This window comes from Pseudomonas sp. KCJK8993, from assembly GCF_046230915.1.
Classification (GTDB): domain Bacteria; phylum Pseudomonadota; class Gammaproteobacteria; order Pseudomonadales; family Pseudomonadaceae; genus Aquipseudomonas; species Aquipseudomonas piscis.
The window spans coordinates 11,533-31,890 of sequence record NZ_JBJJLO010000024.1 but is presented as its reverse complement, the minus strand read 5'-3'; the positions used below and the strand labels follow the sequence as shown (position 1 = coordinate 31,890).

The following is a 20,358-nucleotide window of genomic DNA, read 5'->3' as shown; positions in this document are numbered from 1 at the left end:
CGCGATTTTTCCTGCGTCCGGGCTACAAAAACGCCCGAAATTCGACCCTGGCGCCAAGCGGCGTTGGTGGGCATGAGCGAGTCGGTGTCAGACGTCGGCAAGCGCGGCAAAAGCCCGATGATGCGCCCTTCTCGGCGGATTGCAGCTTGAGCGTAGCAGCTCCGTCAGTGGGCGTTTTCGGCGCCCGGACTGTGCTCATCGAGGAGTTATCCAGGCATGGCTATCAGTGTTTTCGACCTGTTCAAAATCGGCATCGGCCCGTCCAGTTCCCATACCGTCGGTCCCATGCGCGCCGCGGCGCTGTTCGTCCAGGCCCTGGGCCAACGGCAGCAACTGGAGCAGGTGCGGCGGATCGAGGTGCGACTGTACGGATCGTTGTCGGCCACCGGCATCGGCCATGGCAGCGACAACGCGGTGATCATGGGCCTGATGGGCGAATGGCCGGACGCGATCGACCCGTCGCTGATCGGCACCCGCATCGACGTGCTGCGGGAAACGTCCACCTTGCTGCTGGACGGGCGCCTGCCGCTGCCGTTCGTCTGGTCCCGGGACATGCTCCTGCTGGAGCAGAACCTGCCGTTCCATCCCAATGCCATGACCCTGGTGGCCGAAGGCGAGGGCGGCGAACTGCATCGCGACACTTATTATTCGGTGGGCGGCGGTTTCGTCGTCGACCAGGCCCAGGCCGACAGCGGTGTGGCGGACCTGGATCGCAGCGAGCTGCCTTACGATTTCTCCAGCGCGGTAGAGCTGCTCGAACTGTGCCGCAGGCACAACCTGCGGGTGGCCGAGCTGATGCTGGCCAACGAGAAGACCTGGCGTTCCGAGGAGGAAATCCGCAGCGGGCTGATGGCGCTCTGGCGGGCCATGCAGGACTGCGTCGAACAAGGCCTCAAGCACGAAGGCACGCTGCCGGGCGGGCTCAACGTGCGGCGCCGGGCGGCCAAGCTGCACCGCAGCTTGCTGGAGTTGAACAAGCCCAATGTGATCGGCTCGACCCTGAGCGCCATGGAGTGGGTCAACCTCTATGCCCTGGCGGTCAACGAAGAGAACGCCGCCGGCGGACGCATGGTCACCGCGCCCACCAATGGTGCGGCGGGCATCATCCCGGCGGTGCTGCACTACTTCATGAAGTTCAGCGAGGACGTGACCGACGCCAACGTGGTGGACTTTTTCCTCGGCGCGGCGGCCATCGGCATCCTGTGCAAGAAGAACGCCTCCATTTCCGGTGCCGAGGTCGGTTGCCAGGGCGAGGTCGGTTCGGCCTGTGCCATGGCGGCGGCGGGCCTGGCGGAGATTCTCGGCGCTACCCCGGAACAATTGTGCAACGCCGCGGAGATCGGCCTGGAACACAACCTCGGCCTGACCTGCGATCCGGTGGGCGGGCTGGTGCAGGTGCCCTGCATCGAACGCAACGCGATCGCCGCGGTGAAGGCGATCAACGCCGCGCAGATGGCCCTGCGCGGCGATGGCCAGCATTTCATTTCCCTGGACCGGGTGATCCGCACCATGCGCGATACCGGCGCCGACATGCACGACAAATATAAAGAGACTTCTCGCGGTGGCCTGGCGGTCAGCGCGGTGGAGTGCTGATCGGTTCGGGCGTGCGAACGCGCGCTCAAATGGCCCGGCCCCCGGGCCGATGCCACCTTTTGGCGCGTCGCGCATAGGCAAGTGGCCGAACCGGGCCGGCGCTTGCCCGGTGGACACCGGTCCGGTTGCGCTTTGAGTGACACTCGGCGTTGTCCGCCTCACGCAACGGCTCTACAAGTGCTACCTAACTGCTCACCGTCCTCGGCCGCGATCCGCCGGCCTTCCCCCGCGCACTGCCAATCCGTACTTGGGCAAGGGCTATATAGACGCTTCGCGACGTCGTTTTCAGGAGTTATTGAATGCCCATTCAACTTTAGGCATGGCAATTGCTCTGAGATGACCAAGCCGGTTTCCATCGAGAAACGGGCACCAATAACAAGAGCCTCCGCCTGAGGCCATCACCCGCTTTGTGTGAGGAGATATCGCGATGACGTCGTTCAACTCCGGGGCCCAACCCCAGAACCGTGCGCCTCAATCCATCGGTTTCTTGCTGCTGGATAATTTCACGCTGATTTCCCTGGCCTCCGCAGTCGAACCCCTGCGCATGGCCAACCAACTGTCCGGTCGCGAGCTGTATCGCTGGACCACCCTCAGCGTCGATGGCGGCCAGGTCTGGGCCAGCGATGGCCTGCAAATCACCCCCGACGCGTCCATGCACAAAGCCCCCAGCCTGGATACCGTGATCGTCTGTGGCGGTATCGGCATCCAGCGCACCGTCACCCGCGAGCATGTGTCCTGGTTGCAGAGCCAGGCCCGCCAGTCCCGGCGCCTCGGCGCGGTGTGCACCGGCAGCTGGGCCCTGGCCTGCGCCGGCCTGCTGGACGGCTTCGATTGCAGCGTGCACTGGGAATGCCTGGCGGCAATGCAGGAAGCCTTCCCCCGGGTGGCCATGAGCACCCGGCTGTTCACCCTCGATCGCAACCGCTTCACCAGCTCCGGCGGCACCGCGCCGCTGGACATGATGCTGCACCTGATCAGCCGCGATCACGGCCGCGAGCTGTCGGCGGCGATCTCGGAGATGTTCGTCTACGAGCGGATCCGCAACGAGCAGGATCACCAGCGCGTGCCGCTCAAGCACATGCTCGGCACCAACCAGCCCAAGCTGCAGGAAATCGTCGCGCTGATGGAAGCCAACCTGGAGGAGCCGATCGATCTCGACGAACTGGCGGTGTACGTCGCGGTATCGCGCCGGCAACTGGAGCGTCTGTTCCAGAAGTACCTGCACTGCTCGCCATCGCGCTACTACCTCAAGCTGCGCTTGATCCGCGCCCGGCAACTGCTCAAGCAGACGCCGATGTCGATCATCGAAGTGGCCTCGGTCTGCGGTTTCGTCTCCACCCCGCACTTCTCCAAGTGCTATCGCGAATATTTCGGCATTCCGCCACGTGACGAGCGCATCGGTTCCAACACCACCCAGCAGGTGGCGATGATGCCGCTGCCCCAGGCCATGGTCCTGGCGCCATTGTCCGGGCCGCTGTCGGCCCTGAGCCAGGCGCGCAACGAGTCGACCTTCGCCAGCGTGCGCCTCTAGGCGCGGTCGCTGGCAGCCCCGGTCACAGCGCCTTCTTGAAATACACCACGCGCTCGGTTTCCTCGAAGCCAAGCGCGCGGTGCAGGGCGTGGCTGACCAGGTTGTCCAGGCTGGCGTCCGAGGCGATCTCCACGCAGCCCTGCTGCCGTCCCCACTGGCTGACTCGTTCGATCAGGCGCTGGGCCAGGCCCTGGCGCCGGTGCTGGGGAGCGACGTAGATACCTTCGAGAAACACCACCGGCGAGCTGTCGGTGCCATTGACGTAGTCGTGGCGCAACGACGCCTCGGCCAGGCCCAGCGTTTCACCGTCGGCAGCCTGGGCCAGCCAGCAGCCGTAGCGTGCGGGCTCGGCGAGCATCTGGCGGATTTCTTCCCGGTGTTCCTCGGCCGGGCAGTGGGGCCACAGGCCCAGGCGCAATTGCAGCCAATGGCCGGGGTCGACGGCTTGGCCGGGCAGGATACGGATCATGGGCGGTCGCCTGTGCGGTACAAAGAGGTGCGTACTCTAGCAACCGGCCCAGGGCCCCGGGGCGATTCAGGCGCGTTTTTGCTGTTGGTACTCGGCCAGGGCCGGCAGCAATTGACGATCGATGGCCTGGCGCACGGCAGGAAGAATGGTCGCGTTGCCGGTGAGCATCTGCTCGACCATGCCCTTGAGCGCCTTGGCCCGGGCATCGCTCAGGCCCCTGACCGCGCATTCGCAGGCCTGCTCGGCACTGGCGCCTGCGGGCATCTCGAATCCCAGGGCCCGGAGTTGCCCCAGCAGGTCGTCCTGGTCAATCAAATCCGCGTGCATCATGGCGCTTGTCCTTGTTCAGGGAGTGGGGTCGCCAGCCGATTCTGGTAGGCCGTCCCGATGGCGGCAAGGGCAGATTGTCGCGATGGCCCGTTTACCTATGAACAGGTCGTTTTCGGCTAAGTCAGCCCGGCGGACTTGCCTGAATGCCCCGTCGCAAGGTCGGAGAAACCGTCACCGCAAGCGTCGACCACAGGTATCCTGCGCCAGCGGCCGATGGTTGGCCGCTGATCCGCAAACCATGGAGTTGGAATCGATGAAAGTGCTGCTAGCAGCGGCCCTGGCTGTCCTGGCATGGGTGTTTTCCAATGGCGCCTGGGCCGGCCCCGCGTGTGCCGACTTTCTGCGGGCCGGCGCCGAACCGCCGCAGGTCCTGGAGTTTGTCGGTTGTGAGTCCGCACCCCAGGAACAGGGTGCGCCGCTGACCGCCACCTACCGGGTCGAAGGTCGGCATGCCCAGGCAGTGGAGCGTTACCTGCAGCGCCTCACAGGGGACATGAGCGACTTGAAGTTCGCCTGCTGTGGCTGGGAAACCCAGGGCTCCAGCGCCTATCGGGACCCGGCCAGCGGCCGCCAGTACCAGCTCGGCATGGGCTCGGAAGAAACGCCCTATAACCGCCGGGAGGACTGGGACAAGATCGGCTATTTCCATGTGAGGGTCGTGCTGTACACCGAGGAGCCCTGATGCGCTCGCAATGGCCCTTTTACCTATGGGCAGGTCGCATTCGGCTAATCGGCGCCCGGCCAGAGTGGGCAGACTGGAGCCAGCTAACGGCAGAACGGTTTGGTCACCTTCTCACCGCGGCTCCTCAGCAGTAGTCCTGCCCCGATCCTGTCACGGCTTGATCGGGGCTTTTTTTATGCGCTTGGCGGTTATGCGATAGTGCGCCTGGTTCAACTTTCGCGAGATTGCCCATGGATGAGGAAGCGCCAGTGTCGGACAAGGTACTGAACAAGCTGATCGAGACGATTTCCAACGGCTGCGGCCACCTGTACCGGCCCATCGGCTTGCGTCGTGATGCCGATGCCCAGGCCTATAGCGTGCTGAAGCTGGCCCAGGCCACGACTGCGTCGGAAATCCAGCGTGAACAAGCCCTGCTGGAGGCGGACCAGCAGCGCCGCTCGGTGATGCTCGAGCATGAAGAGGAACTGGCCCGGCGCAGCGCCAAGCGCAGGTTGCACCAGGAACTGCTGAAGCAGGAAAACCTCGAGCGGATCTTTGCCCAGGCCCTGGAAAACCCTCCCGAGTCGGCGGACGAGCACAGTGTCGACCAGGATTGGCTGACCGACTTCGTCGAGCGCGCGCAGAAGATCTCCTCGCAGCAGATGCAGGCGCTCTGGGCCAGGATCCTGTCCCTGGAGGTAGGCAGTCCGGGCAGTTTTTCCGTGCGTGCGATGGATGTCCTCAAGAGCATGACCGCCGCCGAAGCGAACGCCTTTCGCAAGTTGTGCGCGGTCGCCAGCAAGCTGGGCAAGGGCAGTGCCCCGGTGGTCCTGGTCAATGGCCGACGCAAGCTGCGCTGGTTCAATGCCCTGGCAGACATCGATTTTCAAGACCTGGAATTGCACCGCTGCGGCATTCCCCTTACAGACCAACTCGCGCTCCAGGCCCTGGGCCTGATCCATGCCAAGGAGCTGTGCATTTCCGATCTGCCAGCGGCCACCGTGCTGGATTTCGACTTCTACTCGAAGTCCCTGAGGGTCGAGGTGTTGAAGGACAAGTCGACCCTGGCCTTCATCAACTTCACCGGCGTGGGCGCCGAGCTCTACCAACTGCTGGACGAAGAGGTGAACCCCGATTACGTCGAGCTGCTCCAGGACAAGTTGCAGAAGATCGCCAAGGTCGAACTGATCGACCGTCCCTGAGCGTTGGCCGTGCCGGGTCCCGCCCCGTCATGGCCATTGGCGCCTGCACCTGGTGGCCCCGGGACGGTGTCTTTTCGGGCTGGCGATCAGCTCTGCGTGGGCAAGCCGATCACCCGGCCGATCCAGGCTGGAGGTGGCAGGTCGGCCTGTGCGGCTTGCAGCGCCGCAAGCCGTTGCCGCACGGCGGCGGTGAACGGCGCCGAATGCGGCCCGGCAAGATCGACGTGGAGCAGCATCTGTTCGTTGCCGGCCAGCTCCCGGGGATCACCGGCCTGGTGCAGGCTGTGGTACAGGTGCAGGCGCTTGTGGTCGTGGCCGATGATCTGGGTGCGTACTTGCACCTCGGTGTCGAGCTTCACCTCGTGCAGGTAATTCAGGTGCAGCTCCAGGGTGAACAGCGAGTGGCCGCTGGCCTCGCGGTTGTCGCTGTCCAGCCCCAGGCGGTCCATCAGGGCATCGGTGGCGTAGCTGAAGATCAGCAGGTAGAAGGCGTCGCGCAAGTGGCCGTTGTAGTCGACCCAGTCGGCGCGGATGCGGGTGTTGTAGGTGGTCAGTGCAGGCATGGCAGGGACTCGGGCAAGGGACAGGCTGGAATCCCGGGGCCGCCGCCGAAGGCCCCAAGGCGTCCGGCAGTGGCTACCCGGGGGCGTTACTCGCGAAAGCTCATGCCGTGCCTGGCCTTGGTGTTCTTCACCGCCTCCAGCACCGCCAGCAGGCAGTCGTCGCGATAGCGCTCCAGGGCGGCGATGCTGCGCTCGCCCAGTTGCTCGGCAGTGCCTTCGACCACCGCATCGATCAGCGTGTCGGTCAGCTCCGGGGCCGGCAGGTAGGTCCAGGGCAGTTGCAGCGCCGGGCCGAACTGGGCCATGAAGTGGCGCATGCCGGCATCCCCGCCCGCTAGGGTGTAGGTGAGAAAGGTGCCCATGAACGACCAGCGCAGGCCGGCGCCGAAGCGGATCGCATCGTCGATCTCGCCGGTGCTCGCCACCCCGTCGTTGACCAGGTGCAGGGCTTCGCGCCACAGGGCCTCGAGCAGGCGGTCGGCGATGAACCCCGGGACCTCCTTGCGCACGTGCAGCGGGCGCATGCCCAGGGATTGGTAGACCTGGATCGCCGCTTGCACGGCCTCTGGCGCGGTGCGCGTGCCGCCCACCACCTCCACCAGCGGCAGCAGGTACACCGGGTTGAACGGGTGGCCCACCACGCAGCGTTCCGGGTGGGTCGCGCCTTCGTAGAATTCGCTGGGCAGCAGCCCCGAGGTGCTGGAGCCGATCAGCGCGTCGGGCTTGGCCGCCGCGCTGATCTTGCTGTGCAGCTCCAGCTTGAGTTCCAGGCGTTCCGGGGCGCTTTCCTGGATGAAGTCCGCGTCACGCACGCATTCCTCGATGGTCGCCACGAAACGCAGGCGATCCTGGGAGGCGCCGGGCGCCAGGCCCTGCTTCTCCAGGGCGCCCCAGGCATTGGCCACCCGCTGGCGCAGGGCCGCCTCGGCGCCGGGGGCCGGGTCCCAGGCCACCACGTCCAGGCCATGGGCCAGGGCGCGGGCTACCCAGCCGCTGCCGATCACGCCACTGCCCAGGGCAGCGAAGGTCTTGATGTCGGTGATAAAGCTCATGGTCGTTTCCTGAAAGAGTTGTGGCCCTCTGTAGGAGCGGAGCTTGCCCGCGATGGGATCCTCCAGACGCAGAAAATGCATTGGATGTCCCCATTTTTCGCGGGCAAGCCTCGCTCCTACGGAAGAGGGAGGTATCGGGATCAGCCGCGCTTGTTCAGGCCCATCTTCTGGCGCCCCTCGGCCGGGCTCAGGACGCGTGCTCCCAGGCGGTTGAGGATCTCGCTGGCGCGCTCCACCAACTGGCCGTTGGTCGCCAGCACGCCCTTGTCCAGCCACAGGTTGTCTTCCAGGCCGACCCGCACGTTGCCGCCCAGCAGCACGGCCTGGGCGGCCATTGGCATCTGCATGCGGCCGATGCCGAAGCCGGCCCAGACCACGTCCGGCGGCAGGTTGTCGACCATGGCCTTCATGGTGGTGGTATCGGCCGGAGCGCCCCAGGGAATGCCCAGGCACAGCTGGAACAGCGGGTCGTCCAGCAGGCCTTCCTTGATCATCTGCTTGGCGAACCACAGGTGGCCGGTATCGAAGATCTCCAGCTCGGCCTTCACCCCCAGTTCCTGGATGCGCCGAGCCCCGGCCCGCAGTTGGGCCGGGGTCGAGACGTAGATGGTGTCGCCGTCGCCGAAATTCAGGGTGCCGCAGTCCAGGGTGCAGATCTCCGGCAGCAGCGCCTCGACGTGGGCCAGGCGCGCCAGCGGGCCGACCAGGTCGGTATGGGGGCCGAACTCGGTGGGGCGTTCCCCCGGGCCGATCTCCAGGTCGCCGCCCATGCCGGCGGTGAGGTTGACGATGATGTCGACGTCGGCTTCGCGGATGCGCTCCATGACTTCGCGGTACAGCGCCACGTCGCGGCTGAACTTGCCGGTCCGGGGATCGCGGACGTGGCAGTGGACCACGGTGGCCCCGGCCTTGGCGGCTTCTACCGCGGCGGCGGCGATCTGCTTGGGGGTGATGGGCACATGGGGACTCTTGGCGGTGGTATCGCCGGCCCCGGTGAGTGCGCAAGTGATGATGACGTCGTGGTTCATGGTGCAATTCCTTACAGGCGTGTTTGCTGGGGGCGTGGCGCTGCCGTGCGCGGCCCTGGCGGGCGGCGCGACGGCACGGGTCTTCAGGTCATTGGCGGGTCAGTTGCAGGTGCTCGATGGCCGGCTTGCCGTCGAAGGTGGTCACCCCGTCGAGCCAGCGCTGCTGGTCTTGCGGATGATCCTTGAGCCACTGCCGGGCGGACTCCAGGGCGTCCTTGTGGTTCAGCAGCGGCTGCATCATGCGGCTCTCGTCCTCAGCGCTGAAGGTCAGGTTGGCCAGCAGCCGGCTGACATTGGGGCACTGCCGGGCGTAGCTGGGGGCCGTGACCGTCCAGACCGTGGCCCGGCCTTCATCGGGCCCCAGGGCGTTGTCGCTGCCGGAGAGGTAGGTCATCTGCACGTTGACGTTCATCGGATGCGGCGCCCAGCCGAAGAACACCACCGCTTCCTTGCGCCGTACCGCGCGGTCCACCGCGGCGAGCATGCCGGCCTCGCTGGACTCCACCAGCTGGAACTTGCCGAGGCCGAACTGGTTCTTGGCGATCATCGCCTTGATCTGGGCATTGGCGCCGGAACCGGGCTCGATGCCGTAGATCTTGCCGCCCAGTTCCTTCTCGAAGCGGGCGATGTCGGCGAAGCTCTTCAGGCCTTTTTCCGCCAGGTAAGTGGGCACGGCGAGGGTGGCGCGGGCGTCTTTCAGGCTGGGTTGGTCGAGGACCTTGACCTGGCCGGCCTCGACGAACGGGGTGATGGTCTGGGTCATCAGGGGGTTCCAGTAGCCCAGGAACAGGTCCAGGCGCTGGTCGCGGATGCCGGCGAAGATGATCTGCTGCGAGGCGCTGGTCTGCTTGGTCTTGTAGCCGAGGCCGTCCAGCAGGACCTGGGCCATGGCGCTGGTGGCGATCACGTCGGTCCAGTTGACCACGCCCAGGCGCACGTTCTGGCAACTGGCGGCGTCGGCGGCCATGGCCCCGGAGCTGAACAGGACAGTACCGCTAAGCGCCAGTACACAACGGCTGATCAGTCGTTTCATGAGGGTTTCCTCGGCAGGTCGTTATTGTGGGGGCGGCGTCTTCGTGCGCCGGTGATGCCACGTTACGCAGCTGGCGGGTTGCGAAAACGCACAGCGGCGACCGGCTCTTGCACTGCGGCGACCTTGCGTCTTGAAGCCGCCCGGGAAACGGCGTATCACAATGGCCACGCCGCCCGTCCTCCGAGTGCGTCCCATGTCCCAGGATTTCTATTTCTTGCTGCTGCCGGGGTTCTCGGCCATCGGTTTCATCTCGGCCATCGAGCCTCTGCGGGTGGCCAATCGCTTTCGCGGCGGCCTGTATCGCTGGCATGTATTGAGTGTGGATGGCGGGGCGGTGCAGGCCAGCAACGGCATGTCGGTCAACGCCGATGCCGCGCTGGAGCCCTTGAAGAAGGGCGCCACCTTGCTGGTGGTGGCCGGGTTCGAGCCGCTGCGGTCCTTCGGCGCGGCCCTGGAGCACTGGCTGCGGCGCCTGGATGGGGAAGGGGTGACCCTGGGCGGGATCGACACCGGTAGCGTGGTGCTGGCCGAGGCCGGGCTGCTGGAAGGGCACCGAGTGGCCCTGCACTGGGAAGCGATCGACGCCTTCAAGGAGTCCTATCCACAGTTGAGCGTCACCCAGGAACTGTTCGAGATCGACCGCCGACGCATCAGCTCGGCCGGCGGCACGGCGTCCATCGACATGATGCTCGACCTGATCGGCCAGGCCCACGGCCCGCAGCTGGCGATCCAGGTCAGCGAGCAGTTCGTGCTGGGGCGCATCCGCCCGCGCAAGGACCACCAGCGCATGGAGGTCGCCAGCCGCTACGGCATCAACAACAAGAAACTGGTGCAGGTGATCGGCGAGATGGAGCAGCACAGCGAGCCGCCCCTGAGCACCCTGGCCCTGGCCGAGTCGGTCAACATCACCCGGCGCCAGTTGGAGCGCCTGTTCCGCCTGCACCTCAACGACACGCCGAGCAATTTCTACCTCGGGCTGCGCCTGGACAAGGCCCGCCAGTTATTGCGCCAGAGCGACCTGAGCGTGCTGGAGGTGAGCATCGCCTGCGGTTTCGAATCGCCGTCCTACTTCACCCGCAGCTACCGCGCGCGGTTCTCCCGCTGCCCCCGAGAGGACCGGCAACACAACCCGAAGGCCTGAGAGCTTGTCCACGCTCTGCTGCGCTTAGCCCATGGGGCGTTAAAAACGGCTTGCTCATTCAGGACCCAGAATTGCGCTTTCTCAGCCATTTTTTCCTGGCCTGAGCGTCGCTCGCTAGAGCGTGAGCAGGCTCTGAGCCGCCCTATCGGTGGGAGCGAAACGGGCTCGCGAGGCAGGCAATCCGTTGGGTCAGGCCGTACGCCAGCGTGGGCCAGTCGGATCGCCGCCCGCTCGCTCCTAGAGATACGCGGACTACTTTTTCAGCAGCGCCGCGCAGGCCGCCTTGTACGCCTCGTGCTGGTATTTGTTGAGGCTCGCCGGCAGCTCGTAGCCGTGCTTCTTGTGCTGGGCGGTGAGGGTCTGGGGCGACAGCAGGGTCACCTCGCAATTTTCCAGCAACTGGAACACGCCCTCGATCTTGAAGGTGGTAGGGCCACCGGCGAACTCGCCTTTCTTGCTGCGCTTCTTGATGGCGATCCGGGTGATGCCCTGCTCGCGGACAAAATCCCGCACCTGGGCGGCGAAGGTGCGCACGTTGGCCGCTTCATCGTCGTCTTCCAGGGTGATCTTCTTCACCGCGATGGCCTGGTGTTCAAGCGTGCCGCCTTGCAGGGAGGCGAGGGCGAAGATGGCCTCGCTGCCCTTGATCTCGATACCGCAAATGCTCATGGGGAATCCTTGTGAAAGTCGTTGGCTGGTGCGCAGCTTACAGCTCCAGCTGGTCGGCGCGAATGCCGAATGCCGAATGCCGCGGCGCGGCCGAGACTTGTATTTCCTCCACGACAGAAGCTTGTCCCTTTGTTGCCCCTCTCTCTAGCGGACGGGCGGCGGTCCGCGGCGGTCCATTTCGTACACCCGGCTGTGCAGCAGGCGCTCCTTGAGCCAGGTACCGGCCTGGCCCAGGGTGCTGTGGCGTGCCCAGAGCAGATCGACGCCTACCTGCCAGTCGCCGTGGAACGGGTCGGCCAGGTGCAGTTCCACCAGTTCGCCCCTGGCCAGCTCGCGCTGGACCAGTTGCCGGGGCAGGGCGGCCCAGCCGAGCCCGGCACGCAGCATCTCCAGCAATACGTGTAGTTCCTGTACCTGCCACAGCCGCAGGCAACGCAGGTACTCGCTGCTGGGGGGCTGCTGGCTGGGCAGGCTGGAGGCGCACAGGCGCCGGTGCTGCTGCAAGTCGTCGGCGCTCAGGGGGTTGCGCTGCGCCAGGGGATGATCCGGGCGGCAGGCATGCACCAGGTGCAAGCGGCCCACGTGCTGGAACTCCAGCGCCTGGGGATAACCAGGCGCTGAGGGGGCCAGGCCGAGTGCTGCCTCACCCCGGGCCACCAGTTCGCTGGCGCTGGTGGAGCGAGGCTGGCGCAGCAGCAGGTCGACCTGGGGGAAAGCCTGCTCGAAATCGCGCAACAGCGGCAGCAGTGGGCCGCAAGGGGCCTGGAGCGCCAGCGTCAACTGCGCTTCCGGCACCTGGGACAAGCGGTCGGCGCTGGCTTGCAAGTCCTGGCAGCGCTCCAGCACCGCCTCGGCCTGCAGCAGGATTTTCCGACCAGTGGCGGTCAATGCCGGGCTGCGGGTGCTGCGGTCGAACAGCTCCACCTTCAGGTCGTCTTCCAGGTTGGCGATGGCCAGGCTGACGGTGGACTGGGTCTTGCCCAGCTGGCGCGCGGCGGCCGAGAACGAGCCGGTGCGGGCGGCCTGGGCGAACATCCGCAGCTGGTCCAGTGAAAAATCCATGGTGTCCCCCACTCCCTGGGCAAGAGCCCGGCCCTGCCTTGAACAGGCTGGCAGTCCAGGCCTTGCAGGGTATTCAAGCACAGCCTGCGGCTTGCGAAGGGACAGGGACGCTGGTGCGTCCCCGGATCGGCACCAGGGGATCACTCCTGGGCGATGGACTCGATGAACTCCGAACGCTCGTCGCTCATGCGCGCCAGGCAATCGTTGCTGGCGATGTTGTAGGCCTTGCTGCCGGGCTTGGCCGGGAAGGACTCCACGGCGCAGTCGGCGTCACGCTGCTTCTGCCACAGCTGCTGGGCGTTCTTGACCTTGGCGGTGATGTCGCCCAGCTGGGCCTTGTCGTTGCCATACAAGGTGCCCAGGCGCTCCAGCAGGCTCTGCACGTTGTCATTGAGTAGTTGCTCGGCGGTGGTCCTGTTGTAGGTCGCGCATTCCAGGGTCTGCACGTCGTTTTCCACGCCGTCGCAGGGCGAGCCGTCGGCCTCTTCGGCAGCCTGGGCGCCGCTCGCCAGCAGTATCAGGGCCAGGAAGATCGGTTTCTTCATTGCAGCGCTGTCTCCCATCCGGTGAAGCCTTGGTTGAAGCGGCGAATTCTGGCCCAAGGTTCGGGCAAAGAACAGAGCCTGCCCCGGGCCGCGTGAAAACTATCGCCCAGGCCCGGCAGGCAATGCCCATCCAGGCCCCCTGGGCTGTGCTTTCACGCCTGTTCCTGTCTGCCCTGGCGTGGTTTTCGCGGAGCCAGGCATGGCGCTTCGTCGGCGCTTGACGCTTTCGGCAATTCCCCTGTCGTTTTTGCACCGGGGCGCCCTGGCCCTCAGGCATATGCTGGCCCCAAAGCGCCGGCAGACGATTCGGCGCAGGAATCGCCAGATAAAAGGGGACAGCCTGATGAGCCCAGCCGAACTGCACGCCGACAGCATCGTTATCGACGGATTGATCATCGCCAAATGGAACCGCGAACTGTTCGAGGACATGCGCAAGGGCGGCCTGACCGCAGCCAACTGCACGGTGTCGGTCTGGGAGGGTTTCAAGGCCACCGTCGACCAGATCGCCGCCAGCCAGAAGCTGATCCGCGACAACAGCGACCTGGTGATGCCGGTGCGCACCACCGCCGACATCCGCCGGGCCAAGGAACTGGGCAAGACCGGCATCCTCTTCGGCTTCCAGAACGCCCACGCCTTCGAGGACCAGATCGCCTACGTGGACGTGTTCAAGCAGCTGGGCGTGGGCATCGTGCAGATGTGCTACAACACCCAGAACCTGGTGGGCACCGGCTGCTACGAGCGCGACGGCGGGCTGTCGGGCTTCGGTCGCGAGATCGTCGCCGAGATGAACCGCGTCGGCATCATGTGCGACCTGTCCCACGTCGGCTCCAAGACCAGCGAGGAAGTCATCCTCGAATCGAAGAAACCGGTCTGCTACTCCCACTGCCTGCCTTCGGGCCTGAAAGAACACCCGCGCAACAAGTCCGATGCCGAACTGAAGTTCATCGCCGATCACGGCGGCTTCGTCGGCGTGACCATGTTCGCGCCGTTCCTGGCCAAGGGCATCGACTCGACCATCGACGACTACGCCGAGGCCATCGAGTACACCATGAACATCGTCGGTGAAGACGCCATCGGCATCGGCACCGACTTCACCCAGGGCCATGGCCAGGACTTCTTCGAGTACCTGACCCACGACAAGGGCTACGCCCGGCGCCTGACCAACTTCGGCAAGATCATCAACCCGCTGGGCATCCGCACCGTGGGCGAATTCCCCAACCTCACCGAGACCCTGCTGGGGCGCGGCCATTCCGAGCGCGTGGTACGCAAGATCATGGGCGAGAACTGGGTCAACGTCCTCAAGGACGTCTGGGGCGAGTGATGAACACCCCCGGAGCCTGCTGCGCCCACCGATAGCTGCGTCGCGTCCTCGCGACAGGCTCGCCGTACAGGCGTACTGCCCTCGCCTGTCGCTGCGGGTCCCCTTGCTCTCGGTGTGCTCGCGACGGCTCCAGCGGTATTCACGCGAATTTTTTCCATGCAAAGCCAAGGCTTTGCCAAGCCAAGAATGAATTTCTGGAGTCAAGTTTCCATGGCCAAGATCGCCCCGCAACTGCCCATCGAAGTCGACAGCGAGACCGGCGTCTGGACGTCCGATGCCCTGCCGATGCTGTACGTACCGCGGCATTTCTTCGTCAACAACCACATGGGCATCGAGGAAGTGCTGGGCGCCGACGCCTATGCCGAGATCCTCTACAAGGCCGGCTACAAGTCCGCCTGGCACTGGTGCGAGAAAGAAGCCCAATGCCATGGCCTGGAAGGCGTCGCGGTGTTCGAGCACTACATGAAGCGCCTGTCGCAGCGCGGCTGGGGCCTGTTCAAGATCCAGGACATCGACCTCGACCAGGGCACCGCCAGCGTCAAGCTCGAGCACTCGGCCTTCGTCTACGTCTACGGCAAGTGCGGGCGCAAGGTGGACTACATGTTCACCGGCTGGTTCGCCGGCGCCATGGACCAGATCCTGGCGGCCCGTGGCAGCAAGATCCGCACCGTGGCCGAGCAGGTCTACGGCGGTTCCGAAGAAGGTCACGACGACGGCCTGTTCGTCGTCAAAGCGTTGTAAGCGGAGTTCAAGACAATGGCTTTCGAAGCGATGTTCCAGCCGATCCAGATCGGCAAACTGACCATCCGCAACCGCGTGCTCAGTACCGCCCACGCCGAGGTCTACGCCACCGACGGCGGCATGACCACCGAGCGCTACGTGAAGTACTACGAGGAAAAGGCCAAGGGCGGAATCGGCCTGGCGATTTGCGGCGGCTCCTCGGTGGTGGCCATCGACAGTCCCCAGGAATGGTGGAGTTCGGTGAACCTGTCCACCGACCGCATCATCCCGCACTTCCAGAATCTTGCCGACGCCATGCACAAGCACGGCGCCAAGATCATGATCCAGATTACCCACATGGGCCGGCGCTCGCGCTGGGACGGCTTCAACTGGCCGACCCTGATGTCGCCGTCCGGGGTCCGCGAGCCGGTGCACCGCGCCACCTGCAAGACCATCGAGCCGGAAGAAATCTGGCGGGTGATCGGCAACTATGCCCAAGCCGCCCGTCGCGCCAAGGAAGGTGGCCTGGACGGCGTGGAGCTGTCGGCGGTGCACCAGCACATGATCGACCAGTTCTGGAGCCCGCGGGTCAACAAGCGGACCGACGAATGGGGCGGCACCTTCGAGAAGCGCATGCGCTTCGGCCTGGAGGTGCTCAAGGCGGTGCGCGCCGAAGTCGGCGACGACTTCTGCGTCGGCATGCGCATCTGCGGCGACGAATTCCATCCCGACGGCCTGTCCCACGAGGACATGAAGCAGATCGCCAAGTACTACGACGACACCGGCATGCTCGACTTCATCGGCGTGGTCGGTTCCGGTTGTGACACCCACAACACCCTGGCCAACGTCATCCCCAACATGAGCTTCCCGCCGGAGCCGTTCCTGCACCTGGCGGCGGGCATCAAGGAAGTGGTCAAGGTCCCGGTGTTGCACGCGCAGAACATCAAGGACCCGAACCAGGCCACGCGCATCCTCGAGGGCGGCTACGTCGACATGGTCGGCATGACCCGCGCGCACATGGCCGACCCGCACCTGATCGCCAAGATCAAGATGGGCCAGATCGACCAGATCAAGCAGTGCGTGGGCGCCAACTACTGCATCGACCGCCAGTACCAGGGCCTGGACGTGTTGTGCATCCAGAACGCCGCCACTTCCCGTGAATACATGGGGGTGCCGCACATCATCGAGAAGACCACCGGCGCCAAGCGCAAGGTGGTGGTGGTCGGCGCCGGTCCTGCGGGCATGGAGGCTGCCCGGGTGGCGGCCGAGCGCGGCCACGACGTGACCCTGTTCGAGAAGAAAGAGGCGATCGGCGGACAGATCACCACCGCCTCCAAGGCCCCGCAGCGCGACCAGATCGCCGGTATCACCCGCTGGTACCAACTGGAGCTGGCACGGCTGAAGGTCGACTTGCGCCTGGGTACCGCGGCGGACGCGGCGACCATCCTCGACCTGCGCCCCGACGTGGTGGTGCTGGCGGTGGGTGGCCATCCGTTCATCGAGCAGAACGAACACTGGGGCGCCGCCGAAGGGCTGGTGGTCAGCAGCTGGGACATCCTCGATGGCCGGGTCGCCCCGGGCAAGAACGTGCTGGTGTACGACACCATCTGCGAATTCACCGGGATGTCGGTCGCCGACTACCTGGCCGACAAAGGCTCGCAGGTGGAGATCGTCACCGATGACATCAAGCCCGGCATCGCCATCGGCGGCACCTCGTTCCCCACCTACTACCGCAGCCTGTACCCCAAGGAAGTGATCATGACCGGGGACCTGACCCTGGAGAAGGTCTACCGCGAGGGCGACAAGCTGGTGGCGGTACTGGAGAACGAATACACCGGCGCCCGCGAGGAGCGGGTGGTGGACCAGGTGGTGGTGGAGAACGGCGTGCGTCCCGACGAGGCGCTGTACTACGGGCTCAAGGACGGCTCGCGCAACAAGGGCCAGATCGACGTCGAGGCGCTGTTCGCGATCAAGCCGCAGCCTTGCCTGGGCGAAGCGGGCGATGGCTACCTGCTGTTCCGCATCGGCGATTGCGTGTCCCAGCGCAACACCCATGCCGCGATCTACGACGCCCTGCGCCTGTGCAAGGATTTCTAAGCGCTTGTGGATAACCCCGTAGGAGCGAGGCTTGCCCGCGAAAGCGATGGATCTGCCGACACTCGTGTCGAATGCCACAACGTCTCGCGGACAAGCCTCGCTCCTACAGGGGGCGAGCAAGTCATCCGGCAGTTAAGCCCGAGGTCTCTGGGAGCTTCACCATGTTGAATACCCTTCTTCCCATCCTGCTGTTCGCTGCCCTGGGCCTGGCGGTCCTCGGCGCGTTGCGGCGCGCGGCCATGTGGCGCCGGGGGCGAGCCTCCAAGGTCGACCTGGTCGGCGGCCTGCTGGCCATGCCCCGGCGCTACATGGTGGACCTGCACCATGTGGTGGCCCGCGACAAGTACATCGCCAACACCCACGTGGCCACCGCCGGTGGCGCGGTGGCTTCCATCGTCCTGGCGCTGCTGGTGCACGGTTTCGGCCTGCACAACCGCGTGCTGGCCTATGCCTTGCTGCTGATGTCGGCGCTGATGTTCGTGGGGGCGATCTTCGTCTACCGGCGCCGGCGCAACCCGCCGTCGCGCCTGTCCACGGGCCCGTGGATGCGCCTGCCCAAGAGCCTGCTGGCGTTTTCCGCGAGCTTCTTCCTGGTGACCCTGCCGGTGGCCGGGATTCTCCCGGAGCAGTTCGGTGGCTGGCTGCTGGCGGCGATCCTCGCGCTGGGCGTGCTCTGGGGCGTGTCGGAGCTGTTCCTCGGCATGACCTGGGGCGGGCCGATGAAACACGCCTTCGCCGGTGCCCTGCACCTGGCCTGGCACCGCCGCGCCGAACGCTTCGGCGGCGGCCGCTCCACCGGCCTCAAGCCGCTGGACCTGGAAGACCCCAGCGCGCCCCTGGGCGTGGAAAAACCCGTGGACTTCACCTGGAACCAGCTGCTGGGCTTCGATGCCTGCGTGCAGTGCGGCAAGTGCGAGGCGGCTTGCCCGGCCTTCGCCGCCGGCCAGCCGCTGAACCCCAAGAAGCTGATCCAGGACATGGTCGTCGGCCTGGCCGGTGGCAGTGACGCGAACTTCGCCGGCAGCCCGTACCCTGGCAAGCCGATCGGCGAACACCGCGGCAACCCGCACCAGCCGATCGTCAACGGCCTGGTCGATGCCGAGACCCTGTGGTCGTGCACCACCTGCCGGGCCTGCGTCGAGGAGTGCCCGATGATGATCGAGCACGTCGATGCCATCGTCGACATGCGCCGCCACCTGACCCTGGAAAAAGGCGCTACGCCGAACAAGGGCGCCGAGGTGCTGGAGAACCTGATCGCCACCGACAACCCGGGTGGCTTCAACCCCGGCGGGCGGATGAACTGGGCAGCCGACCTCAACCTCACGCTGCTGCCCGAGGTGAAGAGCACCGAGGTGTTGTTCTGGGTCGGCGACGGTGCCTTCGACATGCGCAACCAGCGCACCCTGCGGGCCTTCGTCAAGGTGCTGAAGGCCTCGGGCGTGGATTTCGCCGTGCTCGGCCTGGAAGAGCGCGACAGTGGCGACGTGGCCCGGCGCCTGGGCGACGAGGCGACCTTCCAGCAACTGGCCCGGCGCAATATCCAGACCCTGGCCAAGTACCAGTTCCAGCGCATCGTCACCTGCGATCCCCACAGCTTCCATGTGCTGAAAAACGAATACGGCGCCTTGGGCGGTGACTACCAGGTGCAGCACCACAGCACCTACATCGCCGAGCTGATCGCCGCCGGCCAACTCGATCTTGGCCGGCACAAGGGTGGCAGCGTGACCTACCACGACCCCTGCTACCTGGGCCGCTACAACGGTGAGTACGAAGCCCCGCGCCAGGTGCTGCGTGCCCTGGGGATCGAAGTCAAGGAAATGCAGCGCGCAGGTTTCCGCTCCCGCTGCTGTGGCGGTGGCGGTGGCGCGCCGATCACCGACATTCCCGGCAAGCAGCGGATTCCCGACATGCGCATGGAGGACATCCGCGAGACCGGCGCCGAGCTGGTGGCGGTGGGTTGTCCGCAATGCACGGCAATGCTCGAAGGGGTGGTGGAGCCCCGGCCGATGATCAAGGACATCGCCGAACTGGTGGCCGAGGCCCTGCTGGAAAGCGCAGCCCCGAGCAAGGCGCCAGTGGCGAAAGCCGAACCTGCGGAGGTGCACTGATGAGTGAGATTATCCGTCGCGATCCCCGTGCCGAGTGGATCGCCCGCAACCGCTTGCACCCGCTGCATGCGGCCATGCAGCCGGCGCAGCACAGCTGGATGGGCCCCAATGGCCTGGTGCGCAAGAATCCCCATGGCATGGGCTTCGTCGGTCCCAACGGGCTCAAGCGTATCGATCGCAGCGGCGCCCAGCAGGGCGGCAGCAGCCCCAAGCGCACGGCGGCGGTCGAGGTGCAACTGCCGCTGCACCAGCTGGCACAGCCGGCGTTCTACATCAACGTGGTGCCGGACATGGTCGGCGGTCGCCTGAGCAGCCACGACCGCGACTTGCTGGGCCTGGCCCGGCAACTGGCCGGCCAGGACGGCGCGGTGCTGGTGGTGGTGTTCGGCGAGCACAAGGAGCCGAATTTCGCCACGGCCGGGGCCGACCGCCTGCTGGTGCTGCCGGGCAGCGAGTTCGAAGGTTATGCACCGGAGCAACGGGTCCAGGGCCTGCGGGCTGTGGATAACCAGTTCGGCCCACGTCACTGGCTGCTGCCCGACAGCCGCAGCGGCGGTGGCGAGCTGGGCCGGCGTTTTGCCGCGACCCTGGGCGAACGCCCGGCGACCCGGGTCTGGCAGGTCAAGGAAGGGCAATGCATCGGTCGTGCCGGTGCGGGCCTGGAGGATCTGGCCCGGCCTCTGCCACGGCTGATCCTGGCGGCGGCCGAATGTGCCGAGCCGGTCAGCGAAACCCGTCACGAAGCCTTGCCGGTGGAGTTATCCACAAGCGTGGCCCGCAGCCTGGCGCGGATCGAAGACTTGGGCGCAGTGGCGGTGGACCCGGCGGCGATTCCCATGGCCGAGGCCGAGTTCATCCTGTCCGGGGGCAACGGGGTCAAGGACTGGGCGCTGTTCCATCGCGCGGCCCAGGCCCTGGGGGCCACCGAGGGCGCCTCGCGGGTGGCGGTGGACGACGGCTTCATGCCCCGCGACCGCCAGGTGGGCGCCACCGGTACCTGGGTGACCGCGCGGGTCTACGTGGCGGTGGGGATCTCCGGGGCGATCCAGCATCTGCAGGGCATCGGCGCCTGCGACAAGGTGGTGGCGATCAACATGGACCCGGGCTGCGACATGATCAAGCGCGCCGACCTGGCGGTGATCGGCGACAGCGCCGCGATCCTCGAGGCGCTGATCGCCGCCGTCGAAGCCTACCGCAGCGCCGCCAAGCGCGATGCGGCTTGAGGGAGCACTC

At 65.9% G+C, this 20,358-nt stretch carries 19 protein-coding genes; 10 read left to right on the top strand and 9 right to left on the bottom strand.

Annotated features, from left to right (window positions below):
• Positions 1–216 precede the first annotated feature (216 nt).
• The gene (locus tag ACK6AU_RS10625; RefSeq protein ID WP_409299222.1) at positions 217–1,593 is read left to right on the top strand and encodes an L-serine ammonia-lyase; all 1,377 of its coding nucleotides are present in this window, start codon (positions 217–219) and stop codon (positions 1,591–1,593) included.
• Between the two features lie 427 nt (positions 1,594–2,020).
• On the top strand, positions 2,021–3,124 hold the full coding sequence (locus ACK6AU_RS10620; RefSeq protein WP_022641528.1) for a GlxA family transcriptional regulator: 1,104 nt from the start codon (positions 2,021–2,023) through the stop codon (positions 3,122–3,124).
• A 22-nt stretch (positions 3,125–3,146) separates the two neighbouring features.
• Here ACK6AU_RS10620 and aac(6') read toward each other — a convergent pair whose 3' ends face one another.
• Positions 3,147–3,593 carry an aminoglycoside 6'-N-acetyltransferase gene (aac(6'), locus tag ACK6AU_RS10615; protein ID WP_409299220.1) on the bottom strand — a complete coding sequence of 149 codons (447 nt, stop codon included), beginning with the start codon at positions 3,591–3,593 and terminating at the stop codon, positions 3,147–3,149.
• Between the two features lie 66 nt (positions 3,594–3,659).
• The gene (locus ACK6AU_RS10610; protein WP_015637320.1) at positions 3,660–3,923 is read right to left on the bottom strand and encodes a hypothetical protein; all 264 of its coding nucleotides are present in this window, start codon (positions 3,921–3,923) and stop codon (positions 3,660–3,662) included.
• 253 nt (positions 3,924–4,176) lie between these two features.
• Between ACK6AU_RS10610 and ACK6AU_RS10605 the strand changes: the two genes are divergently transcribed.
• On the top strand, positions 4,177–4,605 hold the full coding sequence (locus ACK6AU_RS10605) for a DUF4952 domain-containing protein (protein ID WP_185697123.1): 429 nt from the start codon (positions 4,177–4,179) through the stop codon (positions 4,603–4,605).
• A gap of 230 nt (positions 4,606–4,835) precedes the next feature.
• Positions 4,836–5,786, top strand: a complete 951-nt coding sequence (locus ACK6AU_RS10600; RefSeq protein WP_409299216.1) for a TIGR03899 family protein — start codon at positions 4,836–4,838, stop codon at positions 5,784–5,786.
• A gap of 86 nt (positions 5,787–5,872) precedes the next feature.
• Here the strand turns inward: ACK6AU_RS10600 and ACK6AU_RS10595 are convergent, their stop codons facing one another.
• The 4 genes from ACK6AU_RS10595 to ACK6AU_RS10580 all read right to left on the bottom strand — a co-directional run bounded on the left by ACK6AU_RS10595 (position 5,873) and on the right by ACK6AU_RS10580 (position 9,462).
• Complete coding sequence (locus tag ACK6AU_RS10595) at positions 5,873–6,349, bottom strand: thioesterase family protein (protein ID WP_185697125.1); 477 nt, start codon at positions 6,347–6,349, stop codon at positions 5,873–5,875.
• An 86-nt stretch (positions 6,350–6,435) separates the two neighbouring features.
• Positions 6,436–7,401, bottom strand: coding sequence for an L-carnitine dehydrogenase (locus ACK6AU_RS10590; RefSeq protein WP_409299214.1), 966 nt, complete (start codon positions 7,399–7,401; stop codon positions 6,436–6,438).
• 140 nt (positions 7,402–7,541) lie between these two features.
• Positions 7,542–8,429 carry a 3-keto-5-aminohexanoate cleavage protein gene (locus ACK6AU_RS10585; protein WP_185697127.1) on the bottom strand — a complete coding sequence of 296 codons (888 nt, stop codon included), beginning with the start codon at positions 8,427–8,429 and terminating at the stop codon, positions 7,542–7,544.
• An 88-nt stretch (positions 8,430–8,517) separates the two neighbouring features.
• Entirely contained in the window at positions 8,518–9,462 is a 945-nt protein-coding gene (locus ACK6AU_RS10580) for a choline ABC transporter substrate-binding protein (RefSeq protein ID WP_185697128.1), read from the bottom strand.
• A gap of 193 nt (positions 9,463–9,655) precedes the next feature.
• On the opposite strand from ACK6AU_RS10580, the gene ACK6AU_RS10575 reads away from it, so the two are divergent.
• The gene (locus ACK6AU_RS10575) at positions 9,656–10,603 is read left to right on the top strand and encodes a GlxA family transcriptional regulator (protein ID WP_185697129.1); all 948 of its coding nucleotides are present in this window, start codon (positions 9,656–9,658) and stop codon (positions 10,601–10,603) included.
• A 252-nt stretch (positions 10,604–10,855) separates the two neighbouring features.
• Here ACK6AU_RS10575 and ACK6AU_RS10570 read toward each other — a convergent pair whose 3' ends face one another.
• From ACK6AU_RS10570 to ACK6AU_RS10560, 3 genes are all read right to left on the bottom strand, one after another.
• Positions 10,856–11,272 carry a DUF3010 family protein gene (locus ACK6AU_RS10570; RefSeq protein ID WP_409299211.1) on the bottom strand — a complete coding sequence of 139 codons (417 nt, stop codon included), beginning with the start codon at positions 11,270–11,272 and terminating at the stop codon, positions 10,856–10,858.
• 144 nt (positions 11,273–11,416) lie between these two features.
• Positions 11,417–12,334, bottom strand: a complete 918-nt coding sequence (locus ACK6AU_RS10565) for a LysR family transcriptional regulator (protein ID WP_409299209.1) — start codon at positions 12,332–12,334, stop codon at positions 11,417–11,419.
• Between the two features lie 140 nt (positions 12,335–12,474).
• Positions 12,475–12,879, bottom strand: a complete 405-nt coding sequence (locus tag ACK6AU_RS10560; RefSeq protein ID WP_022641517.1) for a lysozyme inhibitor LprI family protein — start codon at positions 12,877–12,879, stop codon at positions 12,475–12,477.
• Positions 12,880–13,222: 343 nt separating this feature from the next.
• On the opposite strand from ACK6AU_RS10560, the gene ACK6AU_RS10555 reads away from it, so the two are divergent.
• The 5 genes from ACK6AU_RS10555 to ACK6AU_RS10535 all read left to right on the top strand — a co-directional run bounded on the left by ACK6AU_RS10555 (position 13,223) and on the right by ACK6AU_RS10535 (position 20,348).
• Positions 13,223–14,200 carry a dipeptidase gene (locus ACK6AU_RS10555; RefSeq protein WP_185697131.1) on the top strand — a complete coding sequence of 326 codons (978 nt, stop codon included), beginning with the start codon at positions 13,223–13,225 and terminating at the stop codon, positions 14,198–14,200.
• A 210-nt stretch (positions 14,201–14,410) separates the two neighbouring features.
• On the top strand, positions 14,411–14,941 hold the full coding sequence (locus ACK6AU_RS10550; protein WP_022641515.1) for a DUF5943 domain-containing protein: 531 nt from the start codon (positions 14,411–14,413) through the stop codon (positions 14,939–14,941).
• A 15-nt stretch (positions 14,942–14,956) separates the two neighbouring features.
• The gene (gene dgcA / locus ACK6AU_RS10545) at positions 14,957–17,017 is read left to right on the top strand and encodes a dimethylglycine demethylation protein DgcA (RefSeq protein WP_185697132.1); all 2,061 of its coding nucleotides are present in this window, start codon (positions 14,957–14,959) and stop codon (positions 17,015–17,017) included.
• A gap of 161 nt (positions 17,018–17,178) precedes the next feature.
• Complete coding sequence (dgcB, locus tag ACK6AU_RS10540; protein ID WP_409299206.1) at positions 17,179–19,125, top strand: dimethylglycine demethylation protein DgcB; 1,947 nt, start codon at positions 17,179–17,181, stop codon at positions 19,123–19,125.
• Positions 19,125–20,348: an electron transfer flavoprotein subunit alpha/FixB family protein gene (locus ACK6AU_RS10535; protein ID WP_409299204.1), complete on the top strand. Its 1,224-nt coding sequence runs from the start codon at positions 19,125–19,127 to the stop codon at positions 20,346–20,348. Before dgcB ends, ACK6AU_RS10535 begins: the two co-directional genes overlap by 1 nt.
• Positions 20,349–20,358 lie beyond the last annotated feature (10 nt).